Origin of the sequence: Janthinobacterium sp. NFX145 (genome assembly GCF_049810325.1) — a bacterium.
In the GTDB taxonomy this organism is placed as follows: Bacteria; Pseudomonadota; Gammaproteobacteria; order Burkholderiales; family Burkholderiaceae_D; genus Janthinobacterium; species Janthinobacterium rivuli.
Map to the genome: position 1 here is coordinate 1020377 of NZ_CP187360.1, position 25152 is coordinate 1045528.

At 58.2% G+C, this 25152-nt stretch carries 21 protein-coding genes; 15 read left to right on the top strand and 6 right to left on the bottom strand.

The features are described from left to right. Positions 1-47 precede the first annotated feature (47 nt). From ACPJXG_RS04535 to ACPJXG_RS04580, 10 genes are all read left to right on the top strand, one after another. Entirely contained in the window at positions 48-998 is a 951-nt protein-coding gene (locus tag ACPJXG_RS04535) for a hypothetical protein (protein ID WP_425253539.1), read from the top strand. Further along, complete coding sequence (locus ACPJXG_RS04540) at positions 995-2281, top strand: hypothetical protein (protein ID WP_425253540.1); 1287 nt, start codon at positions 995-997, stop codon at positions 2279-2281. Before ACPJXG_RS04535 ends, ACPJXG_RS04540 begins: the two co-directional genes overlap by 4 nt. Beyond that, the gene (locus ACPJXG_RS04545; protein WP_425253541.1) at positions 2278-3276 is read left to right on the top strand and encodes an acyltransferase; all 999 of its coding nucleotides are present in this window, start codon (positions 2278-2280) and stop codon (positions 3274-3276) included. The genes ACPJXG_RS04540 and ACPJXG_RS04545 overlap by 4 nt, the downstream gene beginning before the upstream one ends. Before the next feature lie 20 nt (positions 3277-3296). Continuing rightward, a complete protein-coding gene (locus ACPJXG_RS04550) occupies positions 3297-4580 on the top strand; it encodes an oligosaccharide repeat unit polymerase (RefSeq protein ID WP_425253542.1) in 1284 nt (427 codons plus the stop codon). A gap of 13 nt (positions 4581-4593) precedes the next feature. Then, positions 4594-6162 (top strand): hypothetical protein, encoded by a 1569-nt coding sequence (locus ACPJXG_RS04555; RefSeq protein WP_425253543.1) that lies wholly within the window; start codon positions 4594-4596, stop codon positions 6160-6162. Beyond that, on the top strand, positions 6152-6910 hold the full coding sequence (locus tag ACPJXG_RS04560) for a glycosyltransferase family 2 protein (protein ID WP_425253544.1): 759 nt from the start codon (positions 6152-6154) through the stop codon (positions 6908-6910). The genes ACPJXG_RS04555 and ACPJXG_RS04560 overlap by 11 nt, the downstream gene beginning before the upstream one ends. 61 nt (positions 6911-6971) lie before the next feature. After that, positions 6972-7958, top strand: coding sequence for an NAD-dependent epimerase/dehydratase family protein (locus tag ACPJXG_RS04565; protein ID WP_425253545.1), 987 nt, complete (start codon positions 6972-6974; stop codon positions 7956-7958). After that, positions 7942-8502, top strand: coding sequence for a sugar transferase (locus ACPJXG_RS04570; RefSeq protein WP_425253546.1), 561 nt, complete (start codon positions 7942-7944; stop codon positions 8500-8502). The genes ACPJXG_RS04565 and ACPJXG_RS04570 overlap by 17 nt, the downstream gene beginning before the upstream one ends. A 115-nt stretch (positions 8503-8617) precedes the next feature. Next, positions 8618-10564: a polysaccharide biosynthesis protein gene (locus ACPJXG_RS04575; protein WP_425253547.1), complete on the top strand. Its 1947-nt coding sequence runs from the start codon at positions 8618-8620 to the stop codon at positions 10562-10564. Positions 10565-10616: 52 nt separating this feature from the next. Beyond that, the gene (locus ACPJXG_RS04580; RefSeq protein WP_425253548.1) at positions 10617-11873 is read left to right on the top strand and encodes a lipopolysaccharide biosynthesis protein; all 1257 of its coding nucleotides are present in this window, start codon (positions 10617-10619) and stop codon (positions 11871-11873) included. 119 nt (positions 11874-11992) lie between these two features. Here the strand turns inward: ACPJXG_RS04580 and ACPJXG_RS04585 are convergent, their stop codons facing one another. Beyond that, a complete protein-coding gene (locus ACPJXG_RS04585; protein WP_425253549.1) occupies positions 11993-12889 on the bottom strand; it encodes a sulfurtransferase in 897 nt (298 codons plus the stop codon). Between the two features lie 137 nt (positions 12890-13026). Here ACPJXG_RS04585 and dnaE point away from each other — a divergent pair, with 137 nt between their 5' ends. Beyond that, entirely contained in the window at positions 13027-16566 is a 3540-nt protein-coding gene (gene dnaE / locus ACPJXG_RS04590) for a DNA polymerase III subunit alpha (RefSeq protein ID WP_425253550.1), read from the top strand. Between the two features lie 75 nt (positions 16567-16641). Here the strand turns inward: dnaE and ACPJXG_RS04595 are convergent, their stop codons facing one another. The 4 genes from ACPJXG_RS04595 to ACPJXG_RS04610 form a co-directional block, all read right to left on the bottom strand. Continuing rightward, complete coding sequence (locus ACPJXG_RS04595) at positions 16642-16872, bottom strand: DUF6139 family protein (protein WP_035821830.1); 231 nt, start codon at positions 16870-16872, stop codon at positions 16642-16644. 113 nt (positions 16873-16985) lie between these two features. Further along, positions 16986-17981 carry a VirK/YbjX family protein gene (locus tag ACPJXG_RS04600; protein WP_425253551.1) on the bottom strand — a complete coding sequence of 332 codons (996 nt, stop codon included), beginning with the start codon at positions 17979-17981 and terminating at the stop codon, positions 16986-16988. Positions 17982-18027: 46 nt separating this feature from the next. Then, positions 18028-18567 carry a universal stress protein gene (locus ACPJXG_RS04605; RefSeq protein WP_425253552.1) on the bottom strand — a complete coding sequence of 180 codons (540 nt, stop codon included), beginning with the start codon at positions 18565-18567 and terminating at the stop codon, positions 18028-18030. Between the two features lie 103 nt (positions 18568-18670). After that, entirely contained in the window at positions 18671-19492 is an 822-nt protein-coding gene (locus tag ACPJXG_RS04610; protein ID WP_176387554.1) for a MipA/OmpV family protein, read from the bottom strand. A gap of 157 nt (positions 19493-19649) precedes the next feature. Between ACPJXG_RS04610 and ACPJXG_RS04615 the strand changes: the two genes are divergently transcribed. From ACPJXG_RS04615 to ACPJXG_RS04630, 4 genes are all read left to right on the top strand, one after another. Then, on the top strand, positions 19650-20336 hold the full coding sequence (locus ACPJXG_RS04615) for a response regulator (protein ID WP_035821821.1): 687 nt from the start codon (positions 19650-19652) through the stop codon (positions 20334-20336). Beyond that, positions 20333-21721 carry an ATP-binding protein gene (locus ACPJXG_RS04620; RefSeq protein ID WP_425253553.1) on the top strand — a complete coding sequence of 463 codons (1389 nt, stop codon included), beginning with the start codon at positions 20333-20335 and terminating at the stop codon, positions 21719-21721. The genes ACPJXG_RS04615 and ACPJXG_RS04620 overlap by 4 nt, the downstream gene beginning before the upstream one ends. A gap of 119 nt (positions 21722-21840) precedes the next feature. After that, complete coding sequence (locus tag ACPJXG_RS04625) at positions 21841-23436, top strand: ATP-binding protein (RefSeq protein ID WP_425253554.1); 1596 nt, start codon at positions 21841-21843, stop codon at positions 23434-23436. Next, entirely contained in the window at positions 23423-24034 is a 612-nt protein-coding gene (locus ACPJXG_RS04630; protein ID WP_425253555.1) for a response regulator transcription factor, read from the top strand. Before ACPJXG_RS04625 ends, ACPJXG_RS04630 begins: the two co-directional genes overlap by 14 nt. A 15-nt stretch (positions 24035-24049) precedes the next feature. Here the strand turns inward: ACPJXG_RS04630 and ACPJXG_RS04635 are convergent, their stop codons facing one another. Continuing rightward, the gene (locus ACPJXG_RS04635) at positions 24050-25150 is read right to left on the bottom strand and encodes a glycosyltransferase family 9 protein (protein ID WP_099402832.1); all 1101 of its coding nucleotides are present in this window, start codon (positions 25148-25150) and stop codon (positions 24050-24052) included. Positions 25151-25152 lie beyond the last annotated feature (2 nt).

The window sequence follows — 25152 nt, forward strand, 5'->3', positions numbered from 1 at the left end:
TGGCGACCTTGGTAGTTTTTTTCTGATGCATGCCTTTAGGAGCATAAATGGCGGTAGCAAAATTGATGCAATTGGCTGGTTCATTCAAGAAAAATCCAGGATATGTTGCGATGCGTAGTATTGCGCGTTTCAAACTGGTACGGCATGCGGTGAAGGCCGGACGGCATTATGCGCAAAAAAGTGCTTGGGTGAAATACAAGCAACAGTTGCGCGCCGCTCTGCCCCAAAGCGTTTTTGCCGATTGTGATCCGGATGCTTTTGTAGCAGAGTTGCGGCGCGATGGTGTCGCTTTTGGTCTGGCCTTGCCGCCGGCCTTGCTGGCGGAGATTTGCGCCTATACCGATCAAGCGTCATGCTATGCGGATCGTGAGCCTGAAAAAGGCTTTGTGGTGCAGCAGCGGCTTGATGCGGAAGCACATCTCGGCAAGCCGGTATTGGTGGCGCAATACCTGAACACGGAAAAAAACTGCCCGGCAATCGAACGGTTGCGCAATGATCCATTTCTGTTGTTAGTTGCAGCCGAGTATTTAGGGAGCATTCCTACGCACGTCGGGACGAATTGCTGGTGGACCTTTCCTGTGGATGCCTCTGCGGAAGACAGGATGCGCCATGCGCATGTATTTCATAGCGACCTGGATGACTTCAGTTTCTTCAAGTTCTTTTTCTATTTGAGCGATGTTGAAAATGATGGGGCGCATGTCTGCGTGCCAGGATCCCACGCCCGCCCGCCACGTTTGCACCTGCGTGACCATTTCCTGGTTCGACGCTGGCGCGATCAGGAAATTGAACAGTTTTATGGTGAGGAAAATATCCTGAGCATTAACGGCAGGGCTGGCACAGGTTTTGCCGAAGATACGTATTGCATGCATAAAGGCAGTACGCCCATACATCAGCCTCGATTGCTGCTGCAGATGCAGTTCGCCTTGTTCGATTATGGCGTTCAGCACGATAATGTCGCGCCGGACAGGCTGAAACAGATTACGGATGTGATTTGTTGAATATAGTTGCTCGCGCCAGAACAATGACGGTGCGCATTATTGCGCACCTAAAATATACGCCCATACTAGGTTTTGCAGCTTTGCTCGGTTTGGTGCGCATCGGTATTTATGCCAAGTTGCTGGACGTCGCCGAGTTTGGATTGTTGTCCAAAGCACTGCTGATATCCGGCTTTTTCTGTGTGGCCGGCAGTTTTGGTTTCCAAATACTGGCGCAGCGCGATTTACCGACTGTATTTGCGCATCACCGCTATCGCTTTGGCCTGGTGATATTGGGCAAGGCCGGCATGATTACATCGGTGGCGGCATTGTTGCTGTTTTTTTTGCCACTATTGAGTTTTGTCCCGCTACAGGTCAGTGCACTGGTTTTTTTGATTGCAGTCTTGCATGGTTGGGCCCTGCAGAGTTTCATGTTGCTGGTGTTGGATAGCCGTAGCCGGTTGGAAATGATCCCGTACTCCATGCATATTCTGTCGAGAACTGTTTTCTCTTTGGCACTGGCTAGCGTGGTGGCATTGCTGGGGGGCGGGGGGATCGGCATCCTGCTGGCCGAGTTATTGGTGACCGTTGTCCTGGCCGGCCGGATCATGCAGAAATTATTGGTTGCCGCCCATTTTTCATGGGGTATTTTCTTGCGTTTGTGCAAGAAGGGCTTTACTCGCAAAGAATGGTCTGTCGCGGGAATATTGTTGCTGGGAACGACATTGGCGTTCCTGAGCAGCAGTGCCGACCGGTGGATTGCCGCCGATGCTCTGACTGCCAAACAATTCGGCCTGTATTCATTTTCCTGGATACCCTTGGTGGCTGCCATGTCGATACAGAGCTTGTTGAACGCTGGCTTGTTTCCACTTATTGCGCAGCGGCGGGTTGCGGGATCGGACAGAAAAGCGCTGCGTGTCACCGCCATGGTTTCAATCGGTCTATTGTTGTTTTCATTTGCGGCGGCATTTTTGGCGAACTACCTGATTGCTTGGATTATTCCGAAATGGTATGGGCAATATACCGATGCCTTGCCTTTGTTCCTGCCTTTGCTGTTGGCAGCTGCCTTCAGGGTATCGGATTTTTGGTCCAGCTATTTGATTATCGTGCATCGGCACATTAGTTTGCTGGTCACACAATCTTTCTTGATTTTGACGGCATTCCTGTATTGCCGTTATGGTTTGCAGGGTATTGATTGGACGGGCGACCCGTATAACTTCACCTTGCTGGCCTTATTTTTAGCCGTGGGGAATTATATTGTGAATGCTGTCGTTGCATTTTTTGCAGGGTATAAGGTTGGTTCGTGAAAAAAATAAAAAGAATTTTTGAGCTTTCACCATTTTGGCGTTGGTGGAGCTGTTTTTTCTGGGCGCGTCAGCGTGTCCGGCTGCATCCGTCTGTCCGTATTGAAGGTAGCGTTGCCCGTTTACAGATTGGCCGCTCCACAAAAATTGGCGCTGCTTCTGTGCTGGAGATCGGCCCTGCATCGCAAGTCGTGATCGGTTCACATTGCTGGTTTTATCGTGATATTGAAATGCGCAGCAATGGTGTGTTATCGATCGGCAACAGAACTACGCTGCAAAAAGGCGTGACCTTGAATGGCAATGTCAGGATCGGTGCGAACTGCATATTGGCAGCGAATATCTTCATTTCGTCGGGCACGCATATTTTTGACCGCTGGCCAGGCTTGCCGATTCAATGGCAGGAACAGTTTTTTCTGAATGGTGTTGCTGCCCCTGTGGGCGCCAGGCCGGCTAGCGATTATGACCGTCCGGTGGTGATTGGCGAGGACTGCTGGCTTGGTGTCAACACGATAATTCTTCCCGGCGTGACGATAGGGCGGGGCTGCGTGGTGGGTGCCGGCTCGGTGGTGAGCAAATCTGTTGCGCCCTACAGTATCGTGGCCGGGGTACCGGCCAAGCCGATAGGCAAGCGCCTGACGTGGCTGCCGCCGGTCAGCCTGGATGCGTCACAGTGTGACGCGATTCCCTATTTGTATGAAGGCTTCGATTGCCAGTTGCAGGCGCAGATACTGGTCGCGCGCATGGGCGAACGTACCCGGATTGCATTATCGCCAGAAGTTGCGGCCTGCCTTACGATGAAACTGCATGCCGCCGCCGGAGGGCGTTTGCGTCTGGGCGAACATGAGCGGGATCTGGTCGCTGGTGACAACCTGCTGTCTTTTCCTGTTACACAGGCGACGGGGCGGCGTTACGCCGGTGCGGCCCTGTATGAGTTCGTTCTGTCTGGCTTAGCCTTGAGCAATGGCCTGACATTATTGTCTTGCGAATTGTCAAATTGATATTTTATTGAGCAGGATTTATGTCTTATAGCTTGCGTGTATTTGTAGGGGTCTGGATATTATATTTTTTGCTGGTATTGCTTGCACCGGCATATTCAATGACGTCGGAAATGAATCAAGTGGTATTGTTGGATGCTGGATTTGTGACACTGACGTCACTGGTGGCGGTATTGACCAATTATTTTCTTGAAAAAAAACTTCGGGTGGATAGTGGGTATTATCTGCAGCAAGTACAAGGTATATCGGACAAGTTGATTCGTCTGACGCTGTTATTGGCATTGGTCGGCTTGCTGGCGTTGATGTTCGATAAGATCCAGGTGCAGCATATTGACTATAGCGGTGAGCTGGCGCGTGCGCGGGAAGAATGGCGTGAATTGGGCGAGGGGCGCGAAGGCGTGTCATCGCCGTACAGCATGATTGGGTATGCACTGTCGACCTGTTTTATCCTGACGCTGGTTCCTCTCATGCTGAACCCGATGCACCTGCGTCCGGTAAAGATCGGCTTTGCCTTGCTTGGTCTGTTTTTCTTTTTAATGTTGAATTCGATTTTGATCGGCGGCCGGTCGATTATCTTGCTGACACTATGTTTTGCCGTGGCATTTTATGTTATCCGTCGGGAGCGCGGCGGCAAGGCGTATACATTTTCAAAAAAAACAAAGATGGGGCTGCTGATCTTAGGTGGGGTTGCCACGATTTATATTTTCTATGTATTCATGTCACGCGCCAGCGCTACCCATGACGGTGTTTCTGGCGCCGAATATCTTGAGGCGATGCAGGAATATATGGAATTGAAAACGGCGGCCTGGCCGGCACAACTGGAAAGGACATTCCCGGCGCTCGGTTCCCTGGTTGCATTTGGCATGTTGATCATCACGTATTTATGCCATAGCGCTTTCATCTTTGCCGAATATCTGCAGCATCAAACCGATTATGCAGGCGATCCTTTTATCCTGTTCAATCATATGCGCGGAATTTTTGCCAAACTGGGCCTGATCGGCCCTCAAAGCACGGACTGGTTCTTGGCTGGACGGTTTCCATCGTTGCCTGGGGCATTATTTCATGATGGCGGGTATGTTTTATTGTTTGTGGGAATTTTGCTATTGGGAGGATTGGTCGGTGTCGCGAATTTTTTCATCAAGGCAAAGCAAATGTCGCTCATGCGTATCGGTTTCGTGTCGTCCGTCTATACGATTCTTTTCTTGTCGCCATTGCTTTTTGCCGCTGACATCATGAGCTTCCCGTTCATCGTGTTCGAATTTATCATGTTCGGCGTATTGTTTTCAAAATTCAGAATTACAAAATAAAGTAGGTGTAAAAATGCGTTTAGGTTTAGTTTCTCTGTATTCGTTTCGGCCCCATGTCGAACATTTGTACTATGTGTCGACACTGCTGAAAGAGGCCGGCCACGAATTGTTCTTCCTGACGTGCGACGGCGCGCTTGATAATTGCTATGGACGTGCCTTGAAGGGAACCTCCAAACTGGCGGAGTGTCCAACTTGCATGGCTGGCGGCATCCGTTCGTTCCCGGTTTCGCAAATCACCTCGGTACGCGCCAAACATCGCGTCGACTTGTCCGAAGACGAGCGTAATTTATTGGCTTCATCGAGCGCATGTACCTTGCTGCGTACGGAAACGGAAGCAGATACGCATTTGCCCGACTATCTGGCGTTGAGAGCCACATTCCACAAGCCCGTCGAAACGATGTTTGGCAATGCCGCGCAATGGATCAAAAACAATCAGTTGGATGGTGTGATTTGTTTTAACGGCAGGATGGATGGCACGCGTGCCATCACCTATGCGTGCGAACAGCTGGATATTCCTTACCTGACGATGGAGCGGCCATGGTTTAGCGATGGCTTGCAATTCATCCCCCAGGCCAATTGCTTGTCCTTGAAAGACGTCGACCGTCTGAATATCCAGTACCGCGACGTGCCGTTGACGGCGCGCCAGGCTGGCGTGGCGGCCCAGTTAATTGCTTCGCGCTTTGTGCGCACGAATCTGAAGGAGTGGCGTGCCTATAACTTGAATGCCACCCAGGCCGACTGGCCGACCGATGCCGTTGCCGGTCCCAAGATATTGATACTGCCAAGCAGCCGTAATGAATTCCAGGGCCATCCCGAACAGGAAAGCGGCTGGGAAAGCTATGTGGAAGGCTTTGAACTGGTGCTTGCTTCGCTTGGCATTCCCGCAGCGAACGTGGTGTTGCGTTGCCACCCCAATTGGAGTGAAAAGATTGGCGTCGCCGATGGCACCAGTTCCGAACGCTATTACGCCGACTGGGCAAAAGGCCAGGGCATACGCTGTATCGGCGCACGCGAAACGGCCAGTACTTTTGACCTGATCCAGCAATGTGACATCTTGCTGGTCAATGGCAGCAGCGCTGCGTTTGAGGCGGGTGCCTGCGGCAAGAAGATCATCTGCCTGGGCCATTCCACGTATCAGGAAGCGGGCATCGCCGTGCATCTGGATAAACGTAGCGAATTGCACAAGCTGCAGGCATTGGAGCAGCATGAACCGCTGGATGTGATTCGCCGTACCTTGCGTTATGGCTATACGATGGCGCGGCGCTTTGCCCAGTTCACCGATTATGTCGAAGCGCTGACGCCTACGCGCTACCGCTATTTTGCGGGTGCCGACGCCGACAGGATCGTGCGTGCGTTGTGTTCCGGCAAGCTCGAAGCCGATGACCCGGAAGTGGCTGCCGACGACCGCAGCGAAATGGAAGTGGTTGCCAAGATGCTGGACAAGAAATGGGATCAGCTGGCTGTATTCGATGAGGCAAGGCCTATACGCCCGGAAATTGACATCGGCCGTCGCGTTGGTTTGCGTTGGCTGGACCGCGCGCGTGAAAAGTTACCTACTGGGGATTTGTGGCATGGAAAATAATAAACTGGTATCGATCATCACACCGGCCTATAACGCGGCCAGGTTTGTGGAGGAGACGATACGTTCGGCGCAAAGCCAGTCTTACCCGCACTGGGAAATGCTGATCGTCGATGATTGTTCGAAAGATGATACGTGCGCCGTCATTGAGCGCCTGGCTGCCGATGATGTGCGCATTCGCCTGATTCGCCATGAAACTAACGGTGGTGCGGCGGTGGCGCGCGAAACTGCATTGAAGGTTGCCAGCGGCCGCTATATTGCGTTTCTCGATAGCGATGATGTGTGGCTACCGGAAAAGCTCACGCGCCAGCTGGCTTTCATGGAAAGCACGGCGGCCCCCTTGTCCTACACCAGTTTCCGGCGTATTTCCGAGAATGGCGAGAGCTGTGGCGAACCGATTACGATTCCCTTGAGCCTCACTTATCGGCAGTTGCTTGGCAATACGGCCATTGCCACCTCCACCGCCATCATCGATCGCGAGAAGACCGGGCCATTTGCCATCACGCGTACGTATTATGATGATTTTGCCCTGTGGCTGACCGTGCTCAAGCGCGGGCTGGTTGCGCATGGCTTGCGCGAAGACTTGATGCGTTACCGAGTGGTGAACCAGTCCCTCTCTCGCAATAAGAGCAAATCGGCCATGAAAGTGTGGCGCGCCTATCGCGACCTGGAAAAACTGGGCGTCCTGGCTTCGTCCTGGTATTTCGTGAACTATGCCTGGAACGCGTCCAGAAAGTATCGCAACTTATAAACGGCCGTTCACCCTTGCCAGCGGGAGCTGGCATCGTAGTTTCTTTTCAGGTAATTATATTGTGCAAATTAATGAAGGTGCATCCCGACACATCGCTGTGACCGGTGCAAATGGTTTTATCGGCAGGCAGTTATGCGTGCATTTGAGCGAGCAGCGGCATCAGGTGCGGGCGATCGTGCGTGCGCAGGGCACGCAGCCCGCCAAGGTAGAGCAAGTCGTCCAGGATCTGGCTGCGCTGGCACCGGACAGCCGGGTGTTCGAGGGCTGCGATGTCGTCGTTCACCTTGCCGGACGCGCCCATGTCCTGCACGATGAGGTGGCCGATCCGTTGGCGGAGTTTCGCAAGGTAAATGTGGAGCTGACGCGGCACTTGATCGCGGATGCGGCGCGCTGCGGCGTCAAGCGCTTCGTCTTTGTCAGCTCGATCGGTGTGAATGGCAATGCCAGTGCTGCCCAGCCGTTTACGGAAACGGATGCGGCAGCCCCGCATGACTTGTATGCGATCAGCAAGTATGAAGCGGAACAAATGATACGAGAGCTGATTCCTGCATCCGAAATGCAATTTGTCATTGTGCGGCCGACGCTGGTTTTCGGCCCCGATGCACCCGGTAATTTTTCCTTGTTGCTCAAGCTGGCAGCCAAATCGCTGCCATTGCCCTTTGGTAGAATATCCGCCCGGCGCAGTTTGTTGAGCATCTGGAATCTGGTGGATTTTCTCCAAGTGTGCGCCACGCATCCTGCCGCTGCCGGAGAAACATTTCTTGTGTCGGATGAGCAAAGTGTGATGTTGGAAGACATTTTCCGGCACATAGGTACGGGCATGGGCAAGAAGCAGCGCATATGGCCCATCCCTGCCGCCGTGGTGCGCGCTACGGCGACGCTATGCGGGAAGCAGCAGATGTTTGCGAAATTGAGCGCGCAATTGCTGGTAGATACAAGCAAAGCGAGGTCCATTCTGGGGTGGCGCGCGCCATTCCATAGTAGCGCGGCACTCGAGCGCGCGGGACGGGAATACATATCAGGGAAAATGAATGAAACGAGTATTTGATTTGGTACTGGCGTTGATCGCGTCGTTATTGCTGCTTATTCCGGTTAGCCTGGTCGCCCTGGTGGTGCGGCTGACGTCCGCGGGCCCCATCGTTTATTGGTCCGATCGTGTCGGGCGGCACAACAAGATCTTCAAGATGCCGAAATTTCGCACCATGCGTGTCGATACCCCCGCTGTTGCGACACATTTGCTGCCGGACCCCAAGCAATTCCTCACCCCGGTGGGCTCCTTTTTACGCAAGTCCAGCCTCGATGAATTGCCGCAACTGTGGAGTATATTGAAGGGCGACATGAGCTTTGTCGGTCCACGTCCTGCCTTGTTCAACCAGTACGATCTGATCGAACTGCGCAGCCGTCATGGTATCGACGGCATCTTGCCTGGCTTGACAGGATGGGCGCAAATAAATGGGCGCGATGAGTTGCCTATCGTGGACAAGGTCAAGCTGGATGCCGATTACTTGCAGCGCCGTTCGCTGGCACTGGATCTTCGCATTCTGTTCCTGACATTCCTGAAGGTGGTGCGCCGGGATGGAGTAACCCATTGATGAATATCTCGTCCGGTCTGTCAGGTATGGTGTCTGGCCATGGCGTATCGATCAAGCAGCAGGCCGCGTGCTGCCTGGCCTTGCCGCCAGCCGCTGTAGACAAAGGAAGCTTTGAATGAATCCAATATTCAATTTTTCGCGTTTTCACAAGCAAATTGTGGCGGCGTTTGCTGATCTGTTTTTCTTGCCACTGACTTTTTGTATCGCGATTGCATTGCGTTTCGATGGGTTGGCCAATGCACAGTTTTATTCCTACATTTGGCTGATCCTCGCGGCACCGCTCGTTTCACTGCCTATTTTTATCAAATTGGGTCTGTACCGTGCCGTGATTCGCTTCATCGATTACAAGATTGTGTATGTCGTTTTCCTTGGCGTCAGTTTGTCCGTGGCCGTATTGCTGGCCATGGCGGTGTTTTTGAATGGCATGAATGGTTTGTCACGCGGCGTTTTCGGCATCTTCTGGGTGTGCGCCATCATGTATGTTGCGGCCAGCCGTTTTCTGGCGCGCGGGTACTTTTTGTACACCAACCGGCGTACGGATGGCATTCGCGTGGTCGTGTATGGCGCCGGCGCTTCCGGCAATCAGTTGGCGCAGGCCCTGAACCATGCTGGCGAGTACAAGGTAGTGGCCCTGATCGACGACAAGAAAGAACTGCATGGCGCCAGTATCGGGGGCATACGCGTATATGCGCCCGATGCGTTGCCGGATTTAGTGGCAAGCAAGGCCATCAGCAAGGTGCTGCTTGCCATGCCGTCCCTGAGCAAGGCGCAGCAGCGCCGTATCCTGGAAAAGCTGGAGCCGCTGAAAATCAAGACGCTGGTCACTTCGCCGATCAAGAGCCTGATACGCGCCAGTACCCAGGTGCAGGACTTGCGCGAGATCGAAATCGAAGATTTGCTGGGGCGTGATGCTGTGGAGCCTGACCAGGACTTGATGGCCATGTGTATTTCTGGCAAGACGGTGATGGTGACCGGTGCCGGCGGTTCGATCGGTTCGGAATTGTGCCGCCAGATATTGCGTCAACGGCCGGCTTGCCTGATTCTGTATGAAATGTCGGAATTTGCCTTATATTCGATCGAACAGGAATTGCAGGCACTGAAAAAAGTCTTGCGGGTCGAAGTGGAACTGCTGCCATTCCTGGGATCCGTGCTGGAAACCGCCAAGTGCGAAAGAATTCTGCGAACTTTCCGTGTTGAGACTTTGTATCATGCCGCCGCATATAAACATGTGCCCCTGGTGGAGCATAATCCAATCGAAGGCATACGTAACAATGCCTTGGGAACATTAAGCATGGCGCGTGCCGCAATCGATGCGCAGGTGAAGCGTTTTGTCCTCATTTCTACAGACAAGGCCGTTCGTCCAACCAATGTCATGGGTTCCACCAAACGGCTGGCAGAGTTGATTTTGCAGGCCTTTGCCCGCAAACAGGACAAGACGCGGTTTTGTATGGTTCGTTTCGGCAATGTACTGGGCTCCTCGGGGTCGGTGGTACCACTGTTTCGCAAACAGATCATGGCGGGCGGGCCAATTACGATCACGCATCCGGAAATCACCCGTTATTTCATGACGATTCCCGAAGCCGCGCAGCTGGTACTGCAGGCGGGCGCCATGGGGCAGGGGGGGGACGTGTTTGTTCTGGATATGGGTGACCCCGTCAAGATCGTCGACCTGGCCAAGCGCATGGTGCATTTGAGTGGCTTGGAAGTCAAAAGTGAACAGGCACCGGACGGCACCATCGAAATCCATCACGTTGGCTTGCGCCCCGGCGAGAAGCTGTACGAAGAATTGTTGATTGGAGACAATGTTGAAGGCACGGATCATCCTTTGATCATGCGCGCGCGTGAGGTTGAAATCCCATGGACGAAGCTGGAGGGCATGCTCGGCGAATTGACGAGGGCATGCGATCAGTTCGACCAGGCCGCCGTACGAACATTGTTGCTGGAGATCGTTACCGAATATGAGCCGCAGTGCGGCATCGAGGATTGGGTCTGGAATGCACAGCGGGCTGCGCAAAGCAATAGCCCGGTCGTGGTGATGGCGCGCCAGGCCAATACAGACTGACGCTCGGACTATCGTTTTTATTTTTGATGTACTTATTAACTAAAGAAGAATCATGGACAAATTGGTAGAAATGAAGCAAGCGCCGGAGCAGCAAGGTGCGCCTGAATTTTCCTTGACGGAGATACTGATCGTTTTATGGAAAGGCCGCAAGTTGATCGTCGGCGGTACCGTGGTCGCGATGATATTGTGCGTGTTGTTTACCTTGTATACGGCGATGTACAAGAGCGAAGGCTTCTACCAGTTTGGCGGCGCAATACCCGTGCCGAAAGAACAAGTCAGCAATGACAAGGAGAAGGACAAGGAAAAAGAAAAGGAGCCGCCTCCGGGTATCGCGCTGGGTGACTATAAACGCTATGTGGCGGCATTAAGCAGCAGTGGCCGCTTTGACGACTATATGCAACAAGTCAAGCTGAACAATGATCCTACGGTGCAAGAGTTGCGCCATACGCTGATCGTGCGCGACAACTTTTCCAAATTGCTGGAGCCGATTTACCCGATGACCAAGCTCGATGCCAAGGAGTTGATGGATACGGCCAAGGATATCAGCAACAATGTCATCGGTTTGCGTATCAGCTACCAGGCGACGACGCCCCAGGATGCACAGCGCATGGTTGCCCTGCTGGGCCGCTATACGATGGATAGCGTGATTTACCTGGTGTATTCGGATTTCCTGCGTTCCAAGCACCTGGATCTGACCAGTAAGATCACCAAGCTCGATAACGAAATTATCAGCAACAAAGAGAAGCTGGAAAGTTTTGCCCGTAAAGGCGATACCTTGCGGAAAATTGTTTCGCGCTATCCTGACGCTGCGGCGCAGGGAAGCCGCCAGGTGGTCAGCGTGACCGAGGATAATGCCCGTTATCTGTCGCCATCGACGCAGTTGATGTCCACCGAGGTCGATGCCCTGATGGCAAACGAAGCGATTCTCAAGGCGCAGCGCGAGCAAAAGCAAAATATCATCTTGCGCGAATACTATGATGGCGCCAAGGCTGCACTCGATGGCAACAAGTCTGGCGAAGCAGTCCTGCTTGCACTGGAATCGATCAAGGAAAACGTGTTCAAGAAGCGCGATTTGAATGATGAATCCGTCAAGGAAGTCTTCAACGCGATTACTGTCGACAATCAGAAGGCCACGGCCGTCTACCTGGAAAAGAGCCGCTTTATTGCGGGACCGACCTTGCCGGAAAGCCGCACCAGCCGATTGTCGAATAGCTTGCTGGCGGGTTTCCTGGCTGGCCTGGTATTCTTCTCGCTGTTGGTGTTTGGCCGCAGCTGGTGGCAGGCAAACCGTTTGAAGATGGCCGACTAAATATCGTGACAATGACCGCCACGTACAAGCAATGTGCTGGCGGAATTGAAAATGCCCATCCTGGCCAGTAATGGCCAGGATGGGCATGTCAGTTTACACGCGGCCCGGGGAGCGGGTGCTTATTCTTCGGTATTTTTGTAGCAATGCGGGCATGACACTTCATACACATATTCCGGCGCCAGTTGCTGGCGCGGCGTGACGACGGCGCGGCAGACGAAGCATTGCACCGTTTCCGTCGGTTCCAGTTTCGGGTTCAGCGCCGTGCGGTAGTCGAACACGAAGCAGTCGCCCGTATAGTGCTCGCCGCCGACTTCCTCGAAATACTTCAGGATGCCGCCGTCGAGCTGGTACACGCTGTCGTAGCCGATTTCCTTCATGTGGATGGCCGCCTTTTCGCAGCGGATGCCGCCCGTGCAGAAGGTGACGACGGTCTTGCCTTCCAGTTCATCCTTGTGCGCGGCAGCCACGGCTGGGAATTCCGTAAACTTGTCGATGCGGTAATCGAGCGTGTTGTTGAACGTGCCCACATCCACTTCAAAGGCGTTGCGCGTTTCCATCATGACCACGGGCTTGCCTGCATCGTCGACGCCGGCGTCGAGCCAGCGCTTGAGCGTGTGCGCGTCGACGGACGGGGCGCGGCCCAGTTCCGGCTTGATCAGCGGCATGCGCATGGTGATGATTTCTTTTTTCAGCTTGACCAGCATGCGCTTGTGCGATTGCTCGTTCGACAAGCTTTCCTTCCATTCCAGATCGGCCAGACGTTCGTCGCTGCGCACCCAGGCGAGGAAGGCATCGATATGCTCGCGCGTGCCCGACAGGAACATATTGATGCCTTCCGGCGTCAGCAGGATCGTGCCCTTCAGTTCAAGCGCCAGGCATTGCTCCTGATACAAGGGGCGCATGGCTTCCGTATCGGCTAGCGTGATGAATTTATACGCGGCGATATTGACAAACGAGGCGGCCAGCGGGCTGGCGGCGGCGGAAACGGCGGGTGTTGCTGGGGTGATGGCTTGCATGATGGCGATCGGCTTAGACTGAACAGCCGATATTATAAGCCCGACAGGCCAGGCAGGATACCCGGTCCGCACCCGCGACGCGGTAGAATAGACCCCATTGAATTTTGCACGAAACGGTACACAGGATGGAAATGGTAATGCAAGAGGCCGGCGCTCCGGCAGGTTCACAGCAAGCGATGCAGCCCGGTCCTGCCTTCGTCCACTTGCGCGTGCACTCGGAGTACTCGATCGTCGATGGCCTGGTGCGCATCGACGACGTGGTCAAGGCGGCGGCGAAGGACAAGCAGGTGGCGCTGGCCGTCACCGACCTGTCGAACCTGTTTGGCATGGTCAAGTTCTACAAGGAAGCACGCGGCAAGGGCATCAAGCCCATCGTTGGCGTCGACGTGTGGATCACGAATGACGACAACCGCGAAAAACCGTCGCGCTTGCTGCTGCTGGCGAAGAACCGCATGGGCTATCTGCAACTGTGCGAACTGCTGTCGACGGCCTGGCTGACGAACCAGTACAAGGGCCGTGCCGAGCTGCGCATCGAGTGGCTGCAGGCGCTGGCGACGAATACCTATGACTTGTACCCGGGCGAAAGTGCGGCGAATGGCTTGATTGCGCTGTCGGGCGCGCACTTTGGCGATGTCGGCATTGCCATCGAGAATGGCAACCTGGCCCTGGCCGAACGCAACGCGCAGCGCTGGGCCGAGATTTTCCCTGGCCATTTTTATGTCGAAATCCAGCGCGGCGGCCAGGCCAACCAGGAAGCGCAGGTGCGCCATGCGGTGGCCCTGGCGGCCAAGCTGGGCTTGCCTGTTGTTGCCACGCATCCCGTGCAATTTATTTCCCCAGAAGAATTTATTGCCCACGAAGCCCGTACCTGTATCGCCGAAGGCGAAATGCTGGCCAACGCCAAGCGGGTCAAGCGCTTCAACGACAGCCAGCGTTTCCTGTCGCAGGCTGACATGGCCGAATTGTTCGCCGACTTGCCGGCCGCGCTGGCCAATTCCGTGGAAATCGCCAAGCGCTGCAATTTGACCTTGACCCTGGGCAAGCCGCAGTTGCCGAATTTCCCCACCCCGCCCGGCATGACGATCGACCAGTTCCTCGTTGCCGAGTCGCAGGCGGGCCTGGAAAAGCGTTTGTTGCAGCTGTATCCCGATGCCGAACGCCGCGAGAAAGAGCGTCCGCGCTACGAGTCGCGGTTGAAGTTCGAGACGGACACGATTTGCAACATGAAATTCCCCGGCTACTTCCTGATCGTGGCCGAGTTTATCCAGTGGGCCAAGGAAAACGGCGTGCCCGTCGGTCCGGGCCGCGGTTCGGGTGCCGGTTCGCTGGTGGCGTATTCGCTGCTCATTACCGACCTCGACCCACTGCAGTACAACCTGCTGTTCGAGCGCTTTTTGAATCCCGAACGCGTCTCGATGCCCGACTTCGATATTGACTTTTGCCAGGAAGGGCGCGACCGGGTCATTCAGCACGTCAAGGATTTGTATGGCAAGGAGGCGGTCTCGCAGATCGCCACCTTCGGTACCATGGCGGCCAAGGGCGCGATCCGCGACGTGGGCCGCGTGATGGACTTCGGCTACAACTTCTGCGACGGCATCTCGAAGCTGATCCCGTTCAAGCCGGGCAAACCCGTGTCGATCGCCGACGCCATCGAGGAAGAACCGCTGCTCAAGGAGCGCCAGGAAAACGAGGAAGAGGTCAAGCAGTTGCTGGACCTGGCGCAGCAAGTCGAAGGCATCACGCGCAATATCGGCATGCACGCGGGTGGCGTGCTGATCGCTCCGGGCAAGCTGACGGATTTCTGCCCGCTGTACACGCAGGGCGGCGACTCGGGCGTCGTGTCGCAGTACGACAAGGATGACGTGGAGGCCGTCGGCCTCGTGAAGTTCGACTTCTTGGGTCTGACCACGCTCACCATCCTCGACCGCGCCGTGCGCTACATCAAGCAGCTCGATCCGGCGCAGGCCAATTTTGATCTGGCCACCTTGCCGCTGAATGACAAGCCGTCGTATGACTTGCTGACCAAGGCCAAGACCGTGGCCGTGTTCCAGCTTGAGTCGCGCGGCATGCAGGGCATGCTGAAAGATGCGCGTCCCGACCGTTTCGAAGACATTATCGCGCTGGTGGCGTTGTACCGTCCGGGCCCGATGGACCTGATTCCCGACTTCTGCAAGCGCAAGCACGGTGAGCGTTTCGATTATCCCGATCCGCGCACGGAATCGATTCTGTCCGAAACCTACGGCATCATGGTGTATCAGGAGCAGGTGATGCAGATGGCGCAGATCGTCGGCGGCTACTCGCTGGGCGGCGCCGACATGCTGCGCCGCGCCATGGGTAAGAAGAAGGCCGAAGAGATGGCCGAGCACCGCGAGATCTTCCGCGCCGGTGCGGCAAAAGACGGCTTGACGGCGGAAAAGGCCGACGAGATCTTCGACTTGATGGAAAAGTTCGCCGGCTACGGTTTCAATAAATCGCACGCCGCCGCCTATGCTCTGCTGTCGTATCACACGGCCTATTTGAAAGCGCACCACACGGCCGCCTTCATGGCCGCCAACTTGTCGCTGGCCATGGACGACACGGACAAGATCAAGATCCTGGTGGAAGACTCGCTGGAAATCTGCAAGCTGACCTTGTTGCCGCCGGATATCAACGAATCGGACTACCGCTTCACGCCGAGCGGCGCCGCGCCGTCAGTGAGCGGCAAGAAAGTCACGCAGATCCGCTACGGCCTGGGCGCTGTAAAAGGCTCGGGCCAGAACGCCATCGAAGCCATCATCGCCGCGCGCGAGGCCGGCGGGCCATTTACGAGCCTGTTCGATTTCTGCAAGCGCGTGGACAAGAAGCAGATCAACCGCCGCACCATCGAGTCGCTGATCCGTAGCGGCGCCTTCGATTGCCTGAAGGTCGACCGCGCCATTCTGCTCGCGTCCGTGGCCTTCGCCATGGAATGCGCCGACCAGGCCGCCAAGGCGGCCAACCAGGTGAGCCTGTTCGGCGGCGACGACAGCGACATGGTGGCGCCGCCCGAGTACGTCAAGGTGCCCGTCTGGAGCGACAAGCAGCGATTGACGGAAGAAAAGATCGCGCTGGGCTTTTACCTGTCCGGCCACCTGTTCGATTCGTATGCGCCCGAGGCGCGCCGTTTTGCGCGCACGAAATTGTCGGAACTGTCGCCATCGCGCGAACCGCGCATGATGGCCGGCGTCATCACGGGTTTGCGCACGCAGATGACGCAGCGCGGCAAGATCCTCATCGTCACCCTGGACGACAAGAGCGGCACGGTGGAAGTGACGGTGTATGGCGAATTGTTCGATTCCAACCGGAAAATCTTCAAGGAAGATGAATTCCTGGCCGTCGTGGGCAAGGTGTCGGAAGACCGTTTTTCGGGCGGCTTGCGTATCACGGCCGAGAGCGCCTTTGACATCATCGCCGCGCGGGTGCAGTATGGTCGCCAGCTGGGCTTGACCTTGCCCACGACGCTGGACATGAAACGCATCAGCGACGTGATCACGCCGCACCGGGCTGTGGACGGACTGCCGATCGCTGCCAAGGTCAGCCCGCAAGGCGTCAGCTGCGTGCTGCAGTTTGGCGACGAGTGGAAAGTGGCGCCATCGGATGAATTGCAGATGGCGCTGGAGCAGATGCTGGGCGCGCAAGAGGTTGCGGTCGAATACTGACCGGCACCACCGGGCGCATATGACAACGCCAAAAACAAAGCCAAACCGCGGACATGCTGGTTTGGCTTTTTTCGTTTACATGTCTTTCAGGCCCGTGATCGCATAGCCTTTGGCGGCGATCTGCTGGTGCGGCTGTTCGATATGGTAGTTGGGCAAGATCTCGGCATCGTCGGCCACTTCGCTGGCGCGCGCTTCGATTTGCCAGTCGGTATTGGTCACTTCTTCCGGAATGAGCTTTCCTTCCGGCACGGCGAGGTAGGAAAAAATGCCGTCGTGCTCGGCCCGGCGGTAGATGTCTACGCGCATGAATGCCTCCTAGTAAGCGTTGGGGGAACCGGCGCACCGCGGTGCATGCCGATAGCGCTAGCGTAACAGGATTGGGCCGCGCATGGGTTGAAGCGTGTGCCGCCAGCGGGTGCTCAGGCGGCGGCGGAGGCGTAGTCTTCGTCGTCCAGATCGGCCGCTTGCCGTACTTCCTTGGCCGCCGCCGCAGTGGTCGCGGTGAGCTGCACCGGGCTGCGATGGGTGTCGAGACCGCTACGCAGGCTGCTGATCATGGCCAGCGTCAGTTCGTGGCGTTTGCGTGCTTCCGAGCGTTTTTTTGATGGAATCTCTTCCAGGGCAGGCAGGGGCAAGTTTTCGCACGGTAACTCAAAATCGCCATCTTTGCGTTCCTGGGCGCCAAGTTCTTGCCAAAGGGAATTGTAGTCGGCGAACAAACGGCCCTTTTTGGCGGAATGGTGGACGGCGCGGTTGGCGTTGCCTACAAGCACCATATTGCGGCAGCCATGATCATGTCCCAGCTGGCGCACCAGGCGTACCATCAGGGCCTTGGGGCGCATGCCGTGCAGGTCGCGGGTAGCCTCGCGCACGCGGCGCAAGCCTTCCGCGCCGCGCGGACCCTGGATGCAGCCGATGCCCACGCCCATGCTGGCGGGCGCGCAGGAACCGAAAAAGCTAAACGCGACCGAGTAGATCACGTCATCGCCATGCGCCAGTTGCAAGACCATTTCGCCTTCACGGTCCATCGGTTGTAGCGAACACAGCTGCAGATGGTAGGGCGCGCCCGATTTTCCCGGCACGGAACCCAGCCGCACGGGGGCGCGCGCCGCCTGCGTCATCAACTTGCCCCAGCCCTGTTGCAGGATGAAATGATAGTGCTCGACCAGCAAGGCGACGCGCTGGCGGCACGACAGGTTCGTGCTCAGGTAAGGGCGGTACACCTTGTGCATCAGGCGCGGATAGGCTTGCAGCAAGTCCCGGAACACGGGGTGTGAATTGAGCAGTTGCAGCCAGATGCGCGTCTGCCGGCGCTGCAGCTGTGCCCGCAATTGCAGCTTGAGCAGCTCGCGCACGCGTGACATGCCTGGCGGCATATTGCTCAGGCCTGCGTGCAGGGTAATGGCTTGTGTCATCAAAGGGTGTCCATGTGAATGTGGATGGGGGAGCGCCGGTGGCGCTTCAGGCCGGCGGCGGCCCGCTCATGCCGTCGCTATCGGCCAGCAAGACCGTGGCGCTGCGCGTGGCGCGCGCCAGCTTGCGTGCCAGCGCTCCGGCAAAGCGGCGCTGCCAGGGACTGTGCCGCAGGGCCGGCAGGACGATTTCGTGGCAGCCGAGCAGTTCAGCCGTATCGAGGATCGTAAACAGCAGCTCGCCGGCGAAAATATGCGTGCTGAAGGCGAGCTGCGAACGGCTCAGGTACAGTCCCGCCTCGTGCAGCATCTGCTGCGTGGCCGGGTCCAGCGCATGGCATGCGCCGGCAATGTGCCGGGGCAAATCATCGGCCTGGCGCGCTGGCGCCGGTGTCACGTGCAGCAGGCGGATGCTGACCTGGATACCCCATTCCTGCAGGCGCCTGGCGTAGCGCGCGCCGTAGATGATGTCGCTGGCGCGCTTGACGGGCAAGAGCAGCAGCAAGGTATCCTGGTCCGGCTTGCCGCCTGCGCCCGCAGCGTTGCCCGGGGCGCGGTGGCGTTGCGGGGCAAGGCGCGTTGCATGCATGGAAGGGATGGCCATAGTCGGAAAACTAGGTCATGGTATCCATGCCATTCCCCTCTGTAAATTGGCGAAACAGCGTACGGGTTCCCCTTATGCCGCGCTTGTTTTAATAGCGGTAGGTGACGTACACGGCGCCGATCGGCGAAGTCTTGCGCTGCACGATGGGGCTTTTTGCCGCGTCGCCCAGGCGGCTCTCGACGCCGATCAGCGTATTGACGCCCCAGCGCGCATCGATGCGGTGCTCCCAGTTGACGGTGGCCTGCGCTTCATAGAAACCGCCTTTGGGCGTGTATTGCTTGAACGAGGTATTCGCCGCCTGGGTGGCCGTCACGCCATACATGGTTTGTACGTACTTGCGCTCGCCCCAGCCCAGCTGGCCGCCGATGGTCACGCTGTCCTTTTGCATGCCCTTGGCATCGGACCTGCCGTAGACCTGGCCCGTCGCACCGAAATGCACATTCGCGCCGTTTTCCCGGTTCGACAGGGGAATGTCGCTCGACACGCTCAGCGACAGGCCCGGCAGGGGCGAATAGCCCGCGCTGAGCAGGGCGCTGGCATTGCCCTTGACTTCGCCCATGCCCTTCAGGTAATCGCTGCCGCCGAAGCCGTTAACGCCCGTGCGCTTGTGGTCTTCGCGCTTGCCGCGGTAGCCCAGTGCGGCGCTGTAGCTGAAGGGCCCGGCCTGGCCGCCATAACCGAGGCCGCGCGAGGTGCTGATGAACAGGCCATTGGCCATGGCGTAGTCGAGGATGATCAGGGGCGAGGCCGACAGCTTGTCGGCGCCGGAATAGCTGGATACGGCAGCGACGCCGCCGCCGATGGTGAAAACATTTTCCGCGGCGGGTTCGGCCGCCGCGGCGGCCAGCGGGTTGAGGATCATGCCGCTGGCGAGTGCCAGCGCGGTCAGCAGGGTTGTGGGTGCGTGCATGGTGTTTTCCGTCAGGTGGAGAACCGAGTCCGGAGTGGCTCGATTGACTGCTGACAGTATTCATCCTTGCCATGAAGGAAAACTGAGCCTTTTATTAAGATTGCATGAAGAGCGCTTCTTTACCCATTCTTCAGCTTGCGGTGGTTTAATACTCACCATGAAGATACTGCTGATTGAAGACGATATGGACCTGGGCAATGGCGTGCGGATCGCCCTGCGCGACCAGGGCATGCAAGTGGTCTGGGTGCGCAGCCTGGAGGATGCGGCGCGCAGCATCGAGCACGACAGTTGTGAACTGGTGTTGCTGGACCTGGGTTTGCCCGACGGCGATGGCCTCGATTTGCTGGCCCGCCTGCGCGCGGCCCGCCTGCCGGTGCTGATCCTCAGCGCCCGCGATACGCTGGAACAGCGCTTGCGGGGCCTCGATGGCGGCGCCGACGATTATCTGGTGAAACCGTTCGTGCTGGCCGAGCTGCTGTCGCGCGTGCGCGCCCTGGCGCGCCGCAGCTATGGCTTTGACGGCGACACCATCGAATTGCGCGGCCTGCTGCTGCAGGTGCCCACGCGCCGTGTCAGCGTGCATGGGCGGCCCGTGGAGTTGACGGCCAGTGAATATGCGCTGCTGAAGACCTTGCTGATGCGCGCCAACCGGGTCATCACGCGCCGCGTGCTGGAAGAACACATCTTGCCCGGCGGGCTGGCCAATGCCAGCAATACCCTGGACGTGCATATGGGCAACCTGCGCCGCAAGATCGGCGAAGGGTATATCCGTACCGTGCGCGGCGTCGGCTATGTCATCGACCAGCAGGGCGAACCGTCCACCCCGCCCGGTGCCGGCGCATGATGGGGCGTTTCTGGGTCATGCTGCGCCGGCCCACACTGGTGCGCCGCCTGATGGTCGCGCAAATGCTGATGCTCACCGTGCTGTGGAGCCTGGCCGTGGCGTATGTGCTAGTCGAGGGCGCGGGTGAAGCGAGCAATGTGACCCGTGGCGTGCTGCACGCCATTGTCAGCGTGGCCGATAACCTGGCCGAACAGCCGCAGCGCCAGGAACAAAGCTTGCGCGCCATCGACGAGGCCTTGCGCGAGGAGTTTGAGATGGGGCAGGTGCCGGAGCTGGCGCCGCGCATCCTCGTCTGGCGCGAAGGCAAGCTGGTCTACAAGTCCCCCGATGCACCCAGCGGCATCCGCAGCGCCGGCCCGGAGCAGATGGAGGTGGTGTATATCAAGGGCCAGGCCTGGCGCAGCCGCAGCCTGGCCGAAGGGACCACCCGCGTGACGGTGCTGGAGGTGGGCGGCGCCTGGCAATTTTTCATCACGATCAATTCACGCGGCTACTACCTGTTGCCGCTGCTGATCAGCCTGCCGTTCCTGCTGGTGCCGGCCTGGCTGTCGATTCGCCTGGCCATGCGCCCATGGCGCAAGGTGGCGCAGGAGGTGGCGGCGCGCGGACCGCAGGATTTGCGGCCGCTGGCCTTCAAGCCGCCGCATGGCGAACTGGCGGCGCTGGTCGACAATATCAATGCCCTGCTGCAGCGGGTCGATGCCAGTGCCGCGCGCGAACGCAGCTTCATCGCCGATGCCACGCATGAGCTGCGCACGCCGCTGGCGGCCATGCGCGTGAATGTCGAGGCTCTGCAGGGGCAGGCGCATGATGTACGCCAGCAAGAGCTGCTGGACGGTATTGTGAACAGCGGCAACCGCGCCGCGCGCCTGGTGGGCCAGCTGCTGCAGCTGACGCGCAGCGAAGTGCAGGCGGGCGGGGGCGAGTTGCCGCGGCGGCAGGCGCTCGACACCTTGCTGCAAGACCGCCTGGCGGCCCTGTCCGGGCTGGCCCAGGCGGGCGATATCGAACTCGAATTGCAAGCCAGCGTCTCGCTCAGCGTAGCCGGACAGCGCGAAAGCCTGGTCTCGCTGATCGACAACCTGGTGGAGAACGCCATCAAGTACAGTCCGCGCGGCAGCAGCGTGACGGTGTCGCTGCATGCGGAACGGGGCCAGGCCGTGTTGCATGTGGCCGATCAGGGGCCGGGCATCGCGCCGGCCCTGTATGACCGCGTGTTCGACCGCTTTTTCCGCGCGCCGCAGCAGGCGCAGCCGGGCAGCGGCCTGGGCTTGTCCATCGTCGCGTCCGTCGTGCGCCAGCATGGCGGCACGATTCAGTTGCATAGAGGTAATGGCGGCCTGGGCTTGCTGGTAGAGGTGCGCTTGCCGCTGGCCGAGGCCTGACTGCGCCGGCGCCCCTTGCGGCATTGCATGAAGATTATTGCATGTGCAAATAACGCAAGATGGCATGGCGTGGCGCACGCTTGCAATGCATAATGCGGGACAGTTAAAAAAACACCGTTATGCGCCCCTTCCTGTCCCGCTACCTGCCGTATCCCGCCTTTGTCGGCCTGTATCTGCTGTTTGACTGGGCCACGTATATCGATCCGATGTACGGTTTGAACATCACGCCCTGGAATCCCGATCCCGCGCTGGGCCTCGTGTTTTGGCTGATTCACGGCCGCAAGGCGGCGCTGCCGTGGTTTATCGCCCTGGTGGCCGGCGAGGTGCTGGTGCGCGGCATGCCCGCAGGCCTGCCCCTGACCCTGCTCTGTTCGGCGTGGCTTGTGCTCGGCTATGGCGGTATCGGCGCAGTCCTGCGCCGCAGTTTCAGCAGCAGCGACATCTTCGACAACCGGCGCCGCCTGAGCGCCTGGGTTGCCATCGTGCTGTGTGGCACCGTGCTCAATGCGCTCGGCTATATTTCCCTGCTGTCGCTGACGGGACGCATCCCGGCCGGCGAATGGGGTACGGCCGTGTGGCGCTTCGGCATCGGCGACATGGTCGGCATGCTGGTGTCGATGCCGCTGATCTGGGTGCTGTTCAGCGAACGGGGGCGCGAGCGCCTGCATGCCGCCGTCTGGCGCTGGGAAACCCTGGCGTATCTGGCCCTGGCCAGCTTCGTGCTGTGGAGCCTCTTCGGTTCCATCGTGCGTTGCGAATACAAGCATTTCTACTTCCTGTTTCTCCCCGTGATCTGGGCCGCCTCGCGCCAGGGCTTGCATGGCGCCGTGCTGGCCGTGTTTGTATTGCAACTGTGCATCATCACTCTCGTGAAATGGACGCATGCGGTCGATATCCAGTTTTATGAATTGCAATTGCTCGATGCCGTGCTGGCGCTGGTGGGATTTTTTATCGGCATCGTCGTCGATGAAATGCGGCAGGTGTCCAACGAACTGAAACACACGATGCGCCTGGCCGCCGCCGGCGAGATGGCGGCCGCTCTCGCGCATGAGCTGAACCAGCCGCTGACGGCCTTGTCGACCTATGGCAAGGCGTGCGAGTACTTGCTGGAGCGGGGCGAGACGGGCGCCTTGCTGCAGGGGGCCGTGGGCCATATGATCGTCGAATCGGGACGCGCCGCGGACGTGGTGCGCCGCCTGCGCGACTTTTTCCGCACGGGCGCGATGCAGCTCGAAGCGGTGGAGGCGGGCGCCTTGATCGAGGGCATGGCGCGCCAGTTCACGCCGCTGTTCCATGAGCATGGCATCGAGCTGGTGCTGGCGCCGCCGTCGCCGCTGGCCGTCAATGCCGACCGGCTGCAAATCGAACTGGTGCTGCGTAATTTACTGGCCAATGCGCAGGATGCGGTGATGGGCCAGCCGCGCGGCCGGCGCCGCATCACGGTCTCGGCCGAGCGGCTCGACGGCGGGCGGCTGTGCCTGTCCGTGGAAGATAGCGGCCCCGGCATTTCCAACAGCCTGGCGGCACGCCTGTTCGAACCGTTTGTCTCGACCAAGGCCAGCGGTCTGGGTCTGGGGCTGGTGCTCAGCCGCAGCATCGTCGAAGCGCATGGCGGCCAGCTATGGGCCGAAGTGGGCAAGTATGGCATTTTTCGTTTTGTCCTGCCCCTGGCGCGCGCCAGTGGCGGCGCGACAGGAGAGTATGGTGACAAGTAATTTGACGGTATTTATCGTCGACGACGATCCCGCCGTGCGCGATGCGCTGGGTTTGCTGCTGGGCATACGCGGCTACCGCACGGCCCTGTTTTCCTGCGGCGAGGATTTCCTGCGCAGCTGGCGGCCCGAGTGGGCCGGCTGTCTGCTGATCGATATCCGCATGTCGGGCATGGATGGCCTGAGCCTGCAGCGCCGCTTGCTGGAGCTCAAATGCATGCTGCCCGTCATTATTATCACGGGACATGGCGACGTGGCCCTGGCACGCCAGGCCTTCAAGGCGCAGGCCAGCGATTTCCTGGAAAAACCGTTTGATCACGACAAGCTGCTGGCAGCCATCGAGGAAGCGTTTTCGCGCGAGGCGCATGCGCGCGGTCAGTTGCTGCGTCAGGTGGAGGGGTTAGCCTTGCTGCGCGCCCTGACGCCACGCGAGCGGGAAGTGATGCAACTGGTGGTGACGGGCCAGCACAACCGCGATATCGCCCCTGTGCTGGGCATTTCCGTGCGCACGGTGGAAGTGCACAAGGCGCGCCTGATGGACAAGCTCGGTGTCGATAATGTGGCCGACCTGGTGCGCATCAGCATGCTGGGCGCTGGCTAGCCGTTAAAGCGTTCTCTAGGCGATGGTCTGCAATACCTGATCGCTTGAAATCGCCTTGACCCAGTCGCTGCGCCGCGCCACCGTGATGACGGTGCTGTTGGCGCTGTCGAACGGCGCCCATTCCGGATTTTTCTTGCGCATCAACGCCACCACTGGCACATGCACGGCGTTCGCCAGGTGCATGATCGATGTTTCCACCGAAATGATCAGGTCGCATTGCGCCAGCATGGCCGGCAGCTGGAAAAAGTTGTCGACGGCGCTGAAGGCTTGCGTGCGCGGCAGCTTGTGCGCCTGCACGACGGCATTCACCTTGGCCAGTTCCTGCGGCATGGCATTGATCAGGAAGCAGGCATCTTTCCATTTCGGCATCGCCTGCATGCGCGCGATCAGCTCGGCGATGCGTTCCAGCGGCCAGCCGCGCTTGTGCGACTTGGCAAACGGGTTCAGGAGTACGAGCGGACCCTGGCGCGGGGCAAAGCCCCAGTCCGTCAGCTGCTCTTGCGCCTGCTGCAGCGCGTGTTCGGGAATGTGGACGAAGGGATAGCGTTCGGCCACGGGAATGTCGAGTCCCGTCAACTGGTGGAACCAGTCCGCATACACGCTGCTGATATGGTGTTCGCCGGCATCCTGTCCCGCATACGAGGCCAGCACGGCGTCGATCTTGCGGTAAGCCAGGTAATGCCAGGGGCGCAGCGGGCTGAACGGCTTGCGCGTGCCGATCACCAGCCCGTGCGGGCTGATCGCGCGGGCCAGGTCAGCGTACTGCTGTGGCCGCACGTGGGCCAGCGATACGACGACGGGATAGTGTTCTGCCTTGGCTTCGCGCAGTGATTCTTCGTACAGCGCCGGGCTGTAGGTCTTGCGGTACACCTTGGCGAACAGGCCCGACTGCTCCACCCAGTCGTACAGCGAATAGGTGCGCAAGCCTTCCCATTGTTTGGCGTCGGACGTGCGGCGCACTTCGTCGACCCACAGGTGGATCTGGATATGCGGATAGGCCGCGGCAAAGGCGCGGAAACCGTTTTGCAGGTAGGTAAAGTCTCCCAGCGCCAGATGGGCGATGAATAGAATTTTGTCCGACTTTTGTAGAAGTTCGGCGGGAATCAAAGGCGTCATGT